This window comes from Streptosporangium sp. NPDC049376, assembly GCF_044466505.1.
Taxonomy (GTDB): Bacteria; Actinomycetota; Actinomycetes; order Streptosporangiales; family Streptosporangiaceae; genus Streptosporangium.
This window is the reverse complement of the sequence record NZ_JBITMT010000034.1, coordinates 18,348-29,389: the sequence shown is the minus strand read 5'-3', so window position 1 is coordinate 29,389 and position 11,042 is coordinate 18,348. Positions and strand designations below refer to the sequence as shown.

Sequence of the window (11,042 nt, the reverse complement as noted above, 5' to 3'; positions counted from 1 at the left end):
CGTGCACGAGTTCGGAATAGCCGAGGCGGTGCTCGACGCGGTCGAGCGAAGGGCCCGGGGACGCAAGGTGGCGCGCCTGCGCGTGCGGGCCGGGGCGATGCTGCGGATCACCGGGCCCGCGTTCGACCAGGCGTTCTCCCTGGTCGCGCCGGGCAGTGTGGCGGAGGGCGCCACGGCGGACCTGGTCGTGGTGCCCGCCAGGCTCACCTGCCGCTCCTGCGGCGAGGACCGGGAGACCTACGACGCGCTGGCCGTGTGCGGTGGCTGCGCGAGCACCGACGTCGACCTGCTGGGCGGCGACGAGCTGACCCTCGAATCCATCGAGCTTGAGGAGGTGGTGAGCCATGTGTCTGGGGATTCCGGGGGAGATCGTGGAGATCCTGGCGGATCACACTGACCTCGCGAGGGTCGACGTGAGCGGGGTACGGCGGGCGATCAACGTCGGCCTGCTCGAAGGCGAGGAGCTCAGGCCGGGCGACTGGATCCTCATCCACGTCGGCTTCGCCCTCTCGAAGATCGACGAGGACGAGGCGAAGGCCGCGATGGAGTTCCTGGAGAGCATCGGCCAGGCGTACGACGACGAACTCGCCGCACTCAAGGAGTCCTCGCTGGACCCCTTCGATCCGATCGGCCGGGGTGAGGCGTGATGCGTTTCGTCGACGAGTACCGTGACGCGGAGAAGGCGCGGGCCCTCGCCGCGAAGATCGCGAACCTGTGCGAACCGGGGCGGCGCTACAAGTTCATGGAGGTCTGCGGCGGCCACACCCACACGATCTACAAGCACGGGCTTGAGGACCACCTGCCGGAGAACATCACCCTGGTGCACGGCCCCGGCTGCCCGGTCTGCGTCATCCCGATGGGACGGGTCGACGACGCCATCCACATCGCCGAGCGGCCAGATGTGATCATGACCTCCTTCGGCGACATGATGCGGGTCCCCGGCGGGCGGGGCTCGTTCTTCGACTCCATGGCCCAGGGCGCCGAGATCCGCATGGTCTACTCACCGCTGGACGCCCTCAAGATCGCCCGGCAGAACCCGGACAGACGTGTCGTCTTCATGGCGATCGGCTTCGAGACCACGGCTCCCTCGACCGCCATGACGGTCATGCGCGCCGAGGCCGAGCGGATCACCAACTTCTCCGTCTTCTGCAACCACGTGACGATCATCCCCGCGATCAAGGCCATCCTGGACTCCCCGGACCTGCGCCTTGACGGGTTCATCGGCCCCGGCCACGTCTCGACGGTCATCGGCTGCGGGCCGTACGAGTTCATCGCCCGTGACTACGGCAAACCGCTCGTCGTCGCGGGGTTCGAGCCGCTCGACCTCCTGCAGTCGATCTACATGTTGCTGCTGCAACTGGCCGAGGGGCGCTCCGAGGTGGAGAACCAGTACGCCCGCGTCGTGCCGTGGGAGGGCAACCCCAGGGCGCTCGCCGCCGTCAACCAGGTGATGCGGCTGCGGCCCTACTTCGAGTGGCGCGGCCTGGGGTTCATCTCCCACTCCGCGCTCGGCATGCGGGAACGCTACGCCGTCCACGACGCGGAACAGATCTTCGGCATCCCCGGCGTCCGGGTGGCCGACCCCAAGGCCTGCCAGTGCGGCGAGGTGCTCAAGGGCGTGCTCAAACCGTGGGAGTGCAAGGTGTTCGGCACCGCCTGCACCCCGGAGACCCCGATCGGCACCTGCATGGTCTCCTCGGAGGGGGCCTGCGCGGCCTACTACAACTTCGGCCGTTTCTCCCGGGAACGGGTGCGGGAGGCGACACGGTGACCGGCGCCGAGGGAACCGCGGCCTGGGCCGAGGCCCTGGTCCGCGAACACGAGAACCAGACCGTACGGCCGGGCCGCGAGGAACAGGTCCTCGAACGCGTCGACCGGGCACGCCGCCGCAAGGCCACGGTGCGGGAGGAACACATCACCATGGCCCACGGGGCGGGGGGCAAGGCGACCCAGTCCCTGGTCGAGGCGGTCTTCCTTGAGTCCTTTCGCAACCCGTTGCTCGAACCGCTCGAAGACGGCGCCGTGTTCGACGCCGGCACCCAGCGCCTGGCCCTGACCACCGACTCCTACGTGGTCTCCCCGTTGTTCTTCCCCGGGGGGAACATCGGCGACCTCGCGGTCAACGGGACCGTCAACGACCTGGCGATGTGCGGCGCCCGCCCGCTGTACCTCTCGGCGGGCTTCATCCTGGAGGAGGGGTTCCCCGTCGGCGACCTCAGGCGCGTCGTCGCGTCGATGGCCGAGGCGGCGCAGGCGGCCGGGGTCCGGATCGTCACCGGCGACACCAAGGTGGTGCAGCGAGGCAAGGCCGACGGGTGCTACGTCAACACGGCCGGGGTCGGGCTGCTCGACCGGCCCGGCGCCCTGGGTGTGGCGGGGGCGCGCCCCGGCGACGCCGTCATCGTCTCCGGGCCGGTCGGCGAGCACGGCGTCACCATCATGCTCGCCCGGGGCGAACTGGACATCGAGGCCGACCTGGTCTCCGACACGGCGCCGCTGAACGGGCCGGCCGCCGCGCTCCTTGACGCCTGCCCCGGCGCCGTGCGCTGCATGCGCGACGCGACCAGGGGCGGGGTCGCCACGATCCTGAACGAGATCGCGCGGGCCTCCGGCGTCGCCGTGGTCGTCGAGGAGGACGCGGTCCCGGTACGGCGGGCCGTACGCGGCGCGTGCGAACTGCTCGGCATCGACCCGCTCTACGTGGCCTGCGAGGGACGTCTGGTCGCCGTGGTCGACGGCGCGGTGGCGGACGCCGCGCTGGCGGCCCTGCGCGCGCACCCCCTCGGCGAGGGCGCCGCGCTCGTCGGCCGCGTCGGGCAGGACCCCCCGGGGCTGGTGCTGCTGAAGACCGGTTTCGGCGGCACCCGCATCGTGGACCTGCTGGTCGGCGACCCGCTGCCCCGCATCTGCTGAGGGAGCCGCCCACAGCCGCCCACAGACGTGCCCAGACGCCCACGGACGCACGGGCCAGCGCCGGACGTCGCGGGCGCCCGCGTCAGTGCCGGACCGGGCGCCCGCGTCAGTGCCGGACGTCGCGGGCGCCCGCGACGACGGCCTGGCCCAGGCTGACGCCGCCGTCGTTGGGCGGCACCCGCCCGTGCGTCAGCACGTGGAAGCCGTCCTCCTCCAGGAGGGCGGCGGCCCGCACGAGCAACAGCGCGTTCTGGAACACGCCCCCGGAGAGCGCGACCGTGGACGGCCCGCCCGCCCGCCTGACCCGGGCGCAGCCCTCGGCGACGATCCGCGCGACCGTGTTGTGGAACCTGGCGGAGACCACCCCGGTCTCCGTGCCCGCCCGGACGTCCTCGGCGACCGCCGCGACCAGGTCGGTCCCGTGGACGACGAAGGGGGCAGAACCCGTCAGGCGGAAGCCGTAACGGCCCGTCTCCGCCGGGTCGGCGAGCCGTTCCCACTCGACCGCCGCCTGCCCCTCGTAGCCGATGACGTCCCGGACGCCCGCGACCGAGGCCACCGCGTCGAACAGCCTGCCCGCGCTCGACGTCAGGGGGGCGTTCACCCCGCGTCTGCCGAGCGCCAGGACCCCCTCCCAGGCCTCGGCGTTGCGCCGTACGACGTCCAGGTCACCGGGTACGGCACCGCCGTACGCCGCGTCGAGGTAGGCGGCGGCCATCCGCCACGGCTGCCTGACCGCCGCCGCCCCGCCGGGCATCGGCACCGTGGCCAGATGACCCGCCCGCTCGAAGGAGACCAGGTCGGCCACCAGGAACTCCCCGCCCCACAACGTCGCGTCCGGACCGTAGCCGAGCCCGTCGAAGGCCACCCCGATCACCGGCCCCGCGACCCCGTTGTCGGCCAGGCACGAGGCCACGTGCGCGTGATGGTGCTGCACCGCCACCGGGCGGGCCCCCGCGAGAGGCCCCTCAAGGGCGAGCGCGTACTTGGTCGACAGGTACTCCGGGTGCAGGTCGTGGGCCACCACCTCGGGGACGACGTCGAACAGCCGCAGGAAGTGGCCGACCCCCTCGGTGAAGGACCGGAACGTCTCGTAGTTCTCCAGGTCGCCGATGTGGTGGGAGACGAAGGCGTGGGCGCCCCTGGCCACGCAGAAGGTGTGCTTCAGCTCCGCGCCGCAGGCCAGCACGGGCCCGGGCAGGGCGCGGGCGAGCGGCAGCGGGCGCGGGGCGTACCCCCGGGAGCGCCGCAGCGGCAGCTCACGACCCCGCAGGACCCGCACGACCGAGTCGTCGGTGCGCGTGTGGATCGGCCGGTCGTGGACGAGGAAGGCGTCGGAGACCCCGCCCAGGCGGGCCAGCGCGTCCTCGTCGCGGTAGGCGATCGGCTCGTCGGAGACGTTGCCGCTGGTGAGCACCATGGGCGCGTCCAGGCCGCGCAGCAGCAGGTGGTGCAGCGGGGTGTAGGGCAGCATCACCCCGAGCCACCGATTCCCGGGCCTCTCACCGGAAGGGCCGCCGGAGGGGGCCACGGAGGGGGCGACGAGACGGGCGCTCTCCTCGCGCCCGCGCAGCAGCACGATCGGGCGCGCCCCCGAGGTGAGCAGCCGCTCCTCCGCCTCGTCCACCTCGCACAGCACCCGCGCCGCCGCCAGGCCGGCCACCATCACCGCGAAGGGCTTCTCCATCCGGTGCTTCCTGGAACGCAGCGCCGCGACGGCGGGCTCGCGGGAGGCGACGGCGGCCAGGTGGTAACCGCCAAGCCCCTTGACCGCGAGCACCCCGCCGCCGCGCAGCAGCCGTACGGCCTCCTCGACCGGGTCGCCCGGCAGCGGGCCGCCCGCGGGGCCGAGCAGCCGCAGCCGGGGGCCGCAGGCCGGGCAGCACACCGGCTGGGCGTGGAAGCGCCGGTCCGCCGGGTCGTGGTACTCCCGCGCGCAGTCCGCGCACATGGCGAAGCCCGCCATCGTGGTGTTCGGCCTGTCGTAGGGGACGTCCCGCACGATCGTGAACCGGGGCCCGCAGTTGGTGCAGTTGACGAAGGCGTAGCCGTACCGCCGGTCCGCCGGGTCGTCCATCTCGCGCAGGCAGTCGTCGCAGGTGGCCACGTCGGGGGAGACGAGCGTCCGCCGCGGCCCGCCCCCGGAGCTGCCCGCGATGGCGAAGCGCGTCTCACCCGTCGCCGTCGCGGGCCGCGCGCTGACCCGTTCGACCGTGGCCAGCGGCGGCGGGCTCGCGCTGAGCGCCGCGGTGAACTCCGCCACGAGGGCCGGAGCCCCCTCGACCTCGATGAACACCCCGCGTTCGTCGTTGCCGACCAGTCCGCCGAGGCCGAGCCGCACCGCCAGGCCGTACACGAAGGGGCGGAAGCCGACTCCCTGCACGACACCTTCGACCCTGATCACGGAACGCACACGGGTGATCACTCGATCATTGTCGGCCGGGTGCGCGGGAGGCCGCAACGAGGCGCGCCCCGCGCACCCGCCCCGGTACGGACTCCCGCACGGCCGTCCGGCTCACAGGGTGTCGTCGCGGACCTTCGCGAACAGGCGCGACGCGGCGGCGCGGTCCCATTCGAGCCTCATGGGATCCACGGCGGACGGGCGGACGGGCACCGTGAGGAACTCGACGGAGCCGGGGGCCGTCCCGTCCAGGCTCCCGGCGATCGCCCGCAGCGTCGCCAGGTCGAGCCCGCGATCCGCCTTGACCCATTTCGCGGCCTCGCCGAGGAAGGCGGCGAGGCGGACGGGGTCCGACGTCAGGCCCGCGGCCTTGCGCGTCAGGGACTTCATGAACCGCTGCTGGCGGCCGATCCGCTCAAGGTCGGAGCCGTCGCCCAGGCTGTAGCGCATCCGCACGTAGCCGAGCGCCTGGTCGCCGTTGAGCACCTGCCTGCCCTTGGGGAGCCGTACCTTCGCCTTCCGGTCCTCGACCGGGGCGGGCAGGGTGACCTCGATCCCTCCGAGGGCGTCGACCATGCCCTTGAAGCCGGAGAAGTCCACCTCGACCGCGTGGTCGACGCGGACCCCGGTCAGGGTCTCGACCCGCTTCCAGAGGCAGGCCATGCCGCCTTCGGCGAAGGAGGCGTTGATCATTTCGATCCTCGCGGGAACGGTCTTGCCCGCCGGACTCGAACAGGGGGGAACCAGGACCATCGAGTCCCTGGGGATGCTGATGACGGAGACCCGCTCGCGGTCGGCGGACAGGTGCACCAGGAGCAGTGTGTCGGCGCGCGCGGCGTTCGCCCTGGGGTCCCCGACGTCCTCCCCGCGGCTCCTCCTGGCCCCCGCCTGGCCGTCGGTCCCGGCGACCAGCACGTTGATCGCCTCATTCGCCTTGACCGGGCGCGCCCCCACCGGGGAGGGCACCTCGTGGCCCCGCAGCAGCAGGTTCGGGACGACGAGCACGGCGGCGGTGGCCGCGGCGGCCAGGGCGAGCATCACCGCGCCGCGCGCACCGGGCCTGCGCGGCCATCGGCGTCCACGTCTCCCGCCGTCCAGGGAGCCGTCCAGGGCGCCGAGCAGGCGTCGCCGCTGGCCGTCGAGCGCGGCGGCGGACGGTTCGTGCTCCAGTTCGCCGCCGAGGGCGCGGAGCGTCGTCAGGTCGTCCATGGTCACTCCTCCTCGTGCATCGGGTTGGTCTCGCCGAGCGCCGCGCGTATCTTCCTGCGGGCCCTGTTCAGCCGGGAGCGCACGGTGCCGACCGGGACACCGAGGGAGCGGGCGGTCTCCTCGTACGACAGGTCGCCCCAGGCGATCAGCAACAGGACGTCACGGTCCCTGGGCGGCAGCCCCGCGAGCGCCTCCGCGAGCACGGGCCTGCAGGCCAGGGCGGTGACCTCGGCGGCCACCCGGTCGGCCGGGTTCTCGACCACGCCCTCCCCGGGGCTGCGCCGCAGCGCACGGTACCTGGCGGCCTCGGTGCGGTGGTGCCTGGAGAGGAGTTTGGTCACGATGCCGAACAGCCAGGGACGGGCGTCGGCGTAGGCCAGGTCGTAGCGTCTCCTGCGGTCGAAGGCGACCAGGAACGTCTCACCGACCAGGTCCTCGGCCGTCTCGGGGCCGAGCCTGCGGGAGACGTACCGGTAGAGCATGCCGGCGTAGCGGTCGAACAGCGCGGCGAACGCCTCAGGACGTGTCCAGGACTCGCGTACCAGGTCGCGGTCACACGTGCCGGTCGTGGGCGGTGCGGTCATCGTCGGCACCATGGCATCGGGCCGGCCTTTCCGTAGGGGCAGGGGTCGGCGATGTCTCGCCACAACCCCCCGATCGGGTTCACGCCCCGCTCCCGGGCCTCGGAGTGGGACTCCTCTACAGTTCCGGCCATGACAACGCAGAAGTATCTGTCGGACCTGTTCTCACTGGACGGCAGGGTCGCCGTGGTGACCGGCGGGAGTTCCGGCATCGGCCGCTGCATCGCGGGGGCGCTGGCACGCGCCGGGGCGGCCGTCGTGGTCGTGGCGCGCAGGCCGGAGGAACTGGCCGCCACGACCGCCGAGCTTGAGGCCGACGGCTGCCGCGCCGCCTGGGTCAGCGCCGACCTGAGCACCCGCGAGGGCGTGCGCGCCGCGGCGGAGGAGGCGGTGAAGGCCTTCGGGGAGCCCGACATCCTCGTCAACAGCGCCGGGATCAACCAGCGTCCCCCCATGGGGGAGCTGGGCGAGGACGTGTGGGACATCACCATGGCCGTCAACCTGGAGGCGCCCTACCTGCTGGGGCAGCGCTTCGGGCCGGGCATGGCGGAGCGGGGGTTCGGCCGGATCATCCACATCAGCTCCCAGCAGGCGCACCGGGCCTTCGTGCAGAGCGGCGCCTACGGCGTCTCCAAGGGAGGGCTCGAATCGCTGTCACGCTCCCAGGCCGAGGCGTGGTCGCCGTACGGCGTCACCTGCAACACGCTCGTGCCCGGGTTCGTGATGACGCCGCTCAACGCGCGGCTGTCGTCCGACCCCGAGCAGGTCGCCGCGCTGGCCGCGCGGACGATGATCGGCCGCAACGGCCTGGCGGAGGACTTCGCGGGCGCGGCGGTCTTCCTGGCGAGCCGCGCCTCGGCGTACGTCACCGGGCAGTCGATCTTCGTGGACGGCGGGCTCTCCGTCCACTGAGCGGGGCCTCAGGGGCCGACGAGGCAGAACTCGTTGCCCTCGGGGTCGAGCATCACCTGGAAGACGCCCGCCGCGTCACGCACCGGCCCGCCGCAACGGCGGCCGCCGAGGCTCAGCGCGCCCTCCGCAGCCGCGACGACGTCCTCGACGGCGACGTCCAGGTGGAGCCGGTTCTTGCCCGCCTTGGCCTCGGGAACCCGCTGGAAGGCCATCCTGAGCCCGCCCGGGGGGTCGAGACTGGACCAGGCGGGGTCCCGGTGCGCCGGGACCCCGCCGAGCAGACGGCTCCAGAACACGGCGAGCGTCTCGGGGCGGGCGCAGTCGACGACGAGCTGACTCTGACGGGCGGTCATCCGCCGATCGTACGGCCCGCCCGGGGCGGGCGGGCCGTACCCCGGGCCCCTATCCGGCGAGGGCGGGGCCGGGGGCCTGGGCGTCCGCCCGGCCCAGGGGGCGCCAGGCGACGGCCAGGACGACGAGCATCGTCCCGGCGGCGATCCAGAACGGCGCCGTGATCCCCAGCGCGTGGGCGACGACGCCGCCGAGCAGCGAGCCGAGGGCGGCGCCGCTGACGTCGAGCAGCGCGTACGCGCTGGTGACCCGTCCGAGGAGGCCGCCGGGCACCGCCCGCTGGCGCAGCGTCACGACGATCACCCCCCACACCATCGCGTGTGTGCCGAAGACCACCAGGATGACCGCGGCCACCCACGGCCGCGTGGTCAGGGCGAGGACGAGATGGGTCGCCGCCTCGATGAGCAGCCCGGCGCGCAGCAGCGCGGTCGCGCCGAACCGCGACCACAACCGGCCCGCCGTCAGCGTGCCGAGCAGGCCGCCGGCGGCGAAGGCGGTCAGCAGCAGGCCGTACCCCACCTCCGACAGGCCCAGACGTTGCCGGGCGTACAGCACGAAGACCGCGAAGGCCCCGCAGAACATCAGGTTGCCCACCCCCATGCTCAGCGCCAGGGTCCGCAGTAACCGGTGCCGCCATAGCCGGCGCACCCCCTCGGCGATGTCGGCGCGCAGACCACCGCTCGGCCCGGGAGGGGCGGCGAGAGGCAGGGGCCGCATGGCGGACACCAGGGCGGCGGCCACCACGAAGGTCAGCGCGTCGAAACCGAACGGCAGCGCGGCCGAGACGGTGAACAGCCATCCGCCGAGCGGTTTGGCCGCGAACTGGTTGCCGACGGTGAAGGTGGCCATCAGCCGTGTGTTCGCCCCGGCCAGCAGCTCCGGCGCGACGACGGCGGGAAGCAGGGCGGCCGAGGCGGTGTCGGCGACGGTCTCCGCCGTGCCGAGCAGGAAGAAGACGACGTAGACGAGGGGAACGGTCAGCGCCCCCGCCGCGATGACGGCGCAGAGCGTCCCCAGGGCGAGGGCGCGGACCAGGTTGACGGCGACGATCAGCCGCCGCCGGTCGAGCCGGTCCACATAGGCGCCGCTGACCAGGGAGAACAGCACCCATGGGAGTTGCTGGGCCAGGACGGCGCCCGCGACGAGGACGGGGTCGTCGCTCAGTGAGGCGACAAGGAGGGGACCGGCCGTCAGGGTGACCCCGTCGCCGACGTTGGAGACGGCGGAGGCGGTCCAGAGTTTGCCGAAGTCCGCGCCGAGACGCGCGGACGTGCGAGCACGCAAAAGAGCTCCTCGGAAGGAAGGAACGATCGGGGAAAAGGTGATCGTTCCGGGGCGAGGAGCACGGACCGCCGCGACCGGGACCGCGCGGGGGCGGCCTCAGGTCAGGGCGACGGGACGGGTCCCCGCGCCGGAACCTGGAAGGCGGCCTCGTCGAAGCTCATGCGGAACCTCCGTCGTGTGGGCGGTCTCTGGGCGGATGTTACCTCTCGGCGGGGGGCGGTGGAATTGATCGGTTACCCGTGATGTTCGATGGGTCGATAGGCACATCACGCGACTGCGGAGGTTCCCGTGGGAAAGCTGAACGACGACGCCAAGGCACTGCTCAGCCAGCCCATTCACGGCTGGGTGACCACCCTGCGCCCTGACGGCTCGCTGCACAGCACCGTCGTCTGGGTGGACGTCGACGGAGACGACGTCATCTTCAACACCGCCGTCGGCCGCGCCAAGGAGCGCCACCTGCGCGACAACCCGCAGGTCTCGGTGAGCGTGCTCGACCCGAAGGACGCCTTCCACCTGGTGAGCGTCTCCGGTGTCGCCGAGTTCGAGCTCGACGGCGCCGACGAGGTCATCGACGGCCTGGCCAACAAGTACCTCGGGGTGGAGACCTACCCCTACCGCCAGCCGGGCGAGCAGCGCGTCACCGTCAGGATCAGGCCCGAGCAGGTCGTCTACAGCGGGGGCAGCTGACGCCCGTCACGGGGAGCGCGCGGCCGTCGGTAGTCTGCTGCGAACCACACACCGCGACCCTGGAGGCATGACGGATGGAAGCAAGCGGCGAGGGCACGGCGAGGCAGATCACGTTCGTGGGTGAGCCGGTGCTGCACCGCCCGTGCCAGGACGTGACCGGCTTCGACGAGGAGCTGGCCGCGCTCGTGGCCGACATGTTCGCCAGCATGTACGCCGCGGAGGGAGTCGGCCTGGCCGCCAACCAGATCGGCGTGCCGCTGCGGGTGTTCGTCTACGACTGCCCGGACGAGACCGAGGAGTACCGCAAGGGCGTCGTGGTCAACCCGACCCTGGTGCTGCCCGGTCACGGTGAGCGGAACCTGGACGACTACGACGAGGGCTGTCTGTCCGTTCCCGGGCAGCGGGCCAGCCTGGCCAGGCCGGACCGGGCGGTGGTGCACGGGTTCGACGTCACCGGCGCCCCGATCACGGTCGAGGGCACCGGGCTGCTCGCCCGCTGCCTGCAGCACGAGACCGACCACCTGGACGGCATGCTGTACATCGACCGGCTTCCCGCCGAGCGTCGTCAGCAGCTCCTCGCGGCCTACGAGGCGTCCAAGGAGACGGCCGACGAGGCGGCGGGGGAGCAGGCATCCGCGGCGGAGTGAGCCCCGGGCCCGGTGGAGCCGGTCCTCCGCCGGGCCGGCCTCCCGGCTAGCATGTCG

Annotated in this window: 12 protein-coding genes; 7 read left to right on the top strand and 5 right to left on the bottom strand. The window is 72.8% G+C overall.

From position 1 onward, the window contains the following. Position 1 precedes the first annotated feature (1 nt). The 4 genes from ACIBVQ_RS39130 to hypE are packed head-to-tail and all read left to right on the top strand — an operon-like array spanning position 2 to position 2,913. Entirely contained in the window at positions 2 to 397 is a 396-nt protein-coding gene (locus ACIBVQ_RS39130) for a hydrogenase maturation nickel metallochaperone HypA (RefSeq protein WP_352016499.1), read from the top strand. Continuing rightward, positions 372 to 647 (top strand): HypC/HybG/HupF family hydrogenase formation chaperone, encoded by a 276-nt coding sequence (locus ACIBVQ_RS39125; RefSeq protein ID WP_362911817.1) that lies wholly within the window; start codon positions 372 to 374, stop codon positions 645 to 647. The genes ACIBVQ_RS39130 and ACIBVQ_RS39125 overlap by 26 nt, the downstream gene beginning before the upstream one ends. Continuing rightward, positions 647 to 1,771, top strand: a complete 1,125-nt coding sequence (hypD, locus tag ACIBVQ_RS39120) for a hydrogenase formation protein HypD (protein WP_352016497.1) — start codon at positions 647 to 649, stop codon at positions 1,769 to 1,771. The genes ACIBVQ_RS39125 and hypD overlap by 1 nt, the downstream gene beginning before the upstream one ends. Further along, a complete protein-coding gene (hypE, locus tag ACIBVQ_RS39115; protein WP_352016496.1) occupies positions 1,768 to 2,913 on the top strand; it encodes a hydrogenase expression/formation protein HypE in 1,146 nt (381 codons plus the stop codon). The genes hypD and hypE overlap by 4 nt, the downstream gene beginning before the upstream one ends. A 106-nt stretch (positions 2,914 to 3,019) precedes the next feature. On the opposite strand, the gene hypF is transcribed toward hypE, so the two are convergent. The 3 genes from hypF to ACIBVQ_RS39100 form a co-directional block, all read right to left on the bottom strand. Beyond that, a complete protein-coding gene (gene hypF, locus ACIBVQ_RS39110) occupies positions 3,020 to 5,338 on the bottom strand; it encodes a carbamoyltransferase HypF (RefSeq protein WP_399183922.1) in 2,319 nt (772 codons plus the stop codon). A gap of 90 nt (positions 5,339 to 5,428) precedes the next feature. Further along, the gene (locus tag ACIBVQ_RS39105) at positions 5,429 to 6,523 is read right to left on the bottom strand and encodes an LCP family protein (protein ID WP_399183920.1); all 1,095 of its coding nucleotides are present in this window, start codon (positions 6,521 to 6,523) and stop codon (positions 5,429 to 5,431) included. 2 nt (positions 6,524 to 6,525) lie between these two features. Beyond that, positions 6,526 to 7,107: a sigma-70 family RNA polymerase sigma factor gene (locus ACIBVQ_RS39100; protein WP_362911820.1), complete on the bottom strand. Its 582-nt coding sequence runs from the start codon at positions 7,105 to 7,107 to the stop codon at positions 6,526 to 6,528. A 129-nt stretch (positions 7,108 to 7,236) separates the two neighbouring features. Here ACIBVQ_RS39100 and ACIBVQ_RS39095 point away from each other — a divergent pair, with 129 nt between their 5' ends. After that, positions 7,237 to 8,016 (top strand): SDR family NAD(P)-dependent oxidoreductase, encoded by a 780-nt coding sequence (locus tag ACIBVQ_RS39095; protein WP_399183918.1) that lies wholly within the window; start codon positions 7,237 to 7,239, stop codon positions 8,014 to 8,016. Positions 8,017 to 8,024: 8 nt separating this feature from the next. Here ACIBVQ_RS39095 and ACIBVQ_RS39090 read toward each other — a convergent pair whose 3' ends face one another. Next, complete coding sequence (locus tag ACIBVQ_RS39090; protein WP_399183916.1) at positions 8,025 to 8,369, bottom strand: VOC family protein; 345 nt, start codon at positions 8,367 to 8,369, stop codon at positions 8,025 to 8,027. Between the two features lie 49 nt (positions 8,370 to 8,418). Next, on the bottom strand, positions 8,419 to 9,651 hold the full coding sequence (locus tag ACIBVQ_RS39085) for an MFS transporter (protein WP_399183914.1): 1,233 nt from the start codon (positions 9,649 to 9,651) through the stop codon (positions 8,419 to 8,421). A gap of 288 nt (positions 9,652 to 9,939) precedes the next feature. Between ACIBVQ_RS39085 and ACIBVQ_RS39080 the strand changes: the two genes are divergently transcribed. Together ACIBVQ_RS39080 and def are read left to right on the top strand one after the other, a co-directional pair. Next, positions 9,940 to 10,338: a TIGR03618 family F420-dependent PPOX class oxidoreductase gene (locus tag ACIBVQ_RS39080; RefSeq protein ID WP_362784693.1), complete on the top strand. Its 399-nt coding sequence runs from the start codon at positions 9,940 to 9,942 to the stop codon at positions 10,336 to 10,338. 74 nt (positions 10,339 to 10,412) lie between these two features. After that, a complete protein-coding gene (def, locus tag ACIBVQ_RS39075) occupies positions 10,413 to 10,985 on the top strand; it encodes a peptide deformylase (protein ID WP_362784690.1) in 573 nt (190 codons plus the stop codon). Positions 10,986 to 11,042: the final 57 nt, after the last annotated feature.

Excerpts from the sequence above, each read along its gene's own strand:
- hypD (WP_352016497.1), top strand. The coding sequence starts at position 647 with ATGCGTTTCGTCGACGAGTACCGTGACGCGGAGAAGGCGCGGGCCCTC.
- ACIBVQ_RS39105 (WP_399183920.1), bottom strand. The coding sequence starts at position 6,523 with ATGGACGACCTGACGACGCTCCGCGCCCTCGGCGGCGAACTGGAGCAC.
- ACIBVQ_RS39100 (WP_362911820.1), bottom strand. The coding sequence starts at position 7,107 with ATGACCGCACCGCCCACGACCGGCACGTGTGACCGCGACCTGGTACGC.
- ACIBVQ_RS39095 (WP_399183918.1), top strand. The coding sequence starts at position 7,237 with ATGACAACGCAGAAGTATCTGTCGGACCTGTTCTCACTGGACGGCAGG.
- ACIBVQ_RS39090 (WP_399183916.1), bottom strand. The coding sequence starts at position 8,369 with ATGACCGCCCGTCAGAGTCAGCTCGTCGTCGACTGCGCCCGCCCCGAG.
- def (WP_362784690.1), top strand. The coding sequence starts at position 10,413 with ATGGAAGCAAGCGGCGAGGGCACGGCGAGGCAGATCACGTTCGTGGGT.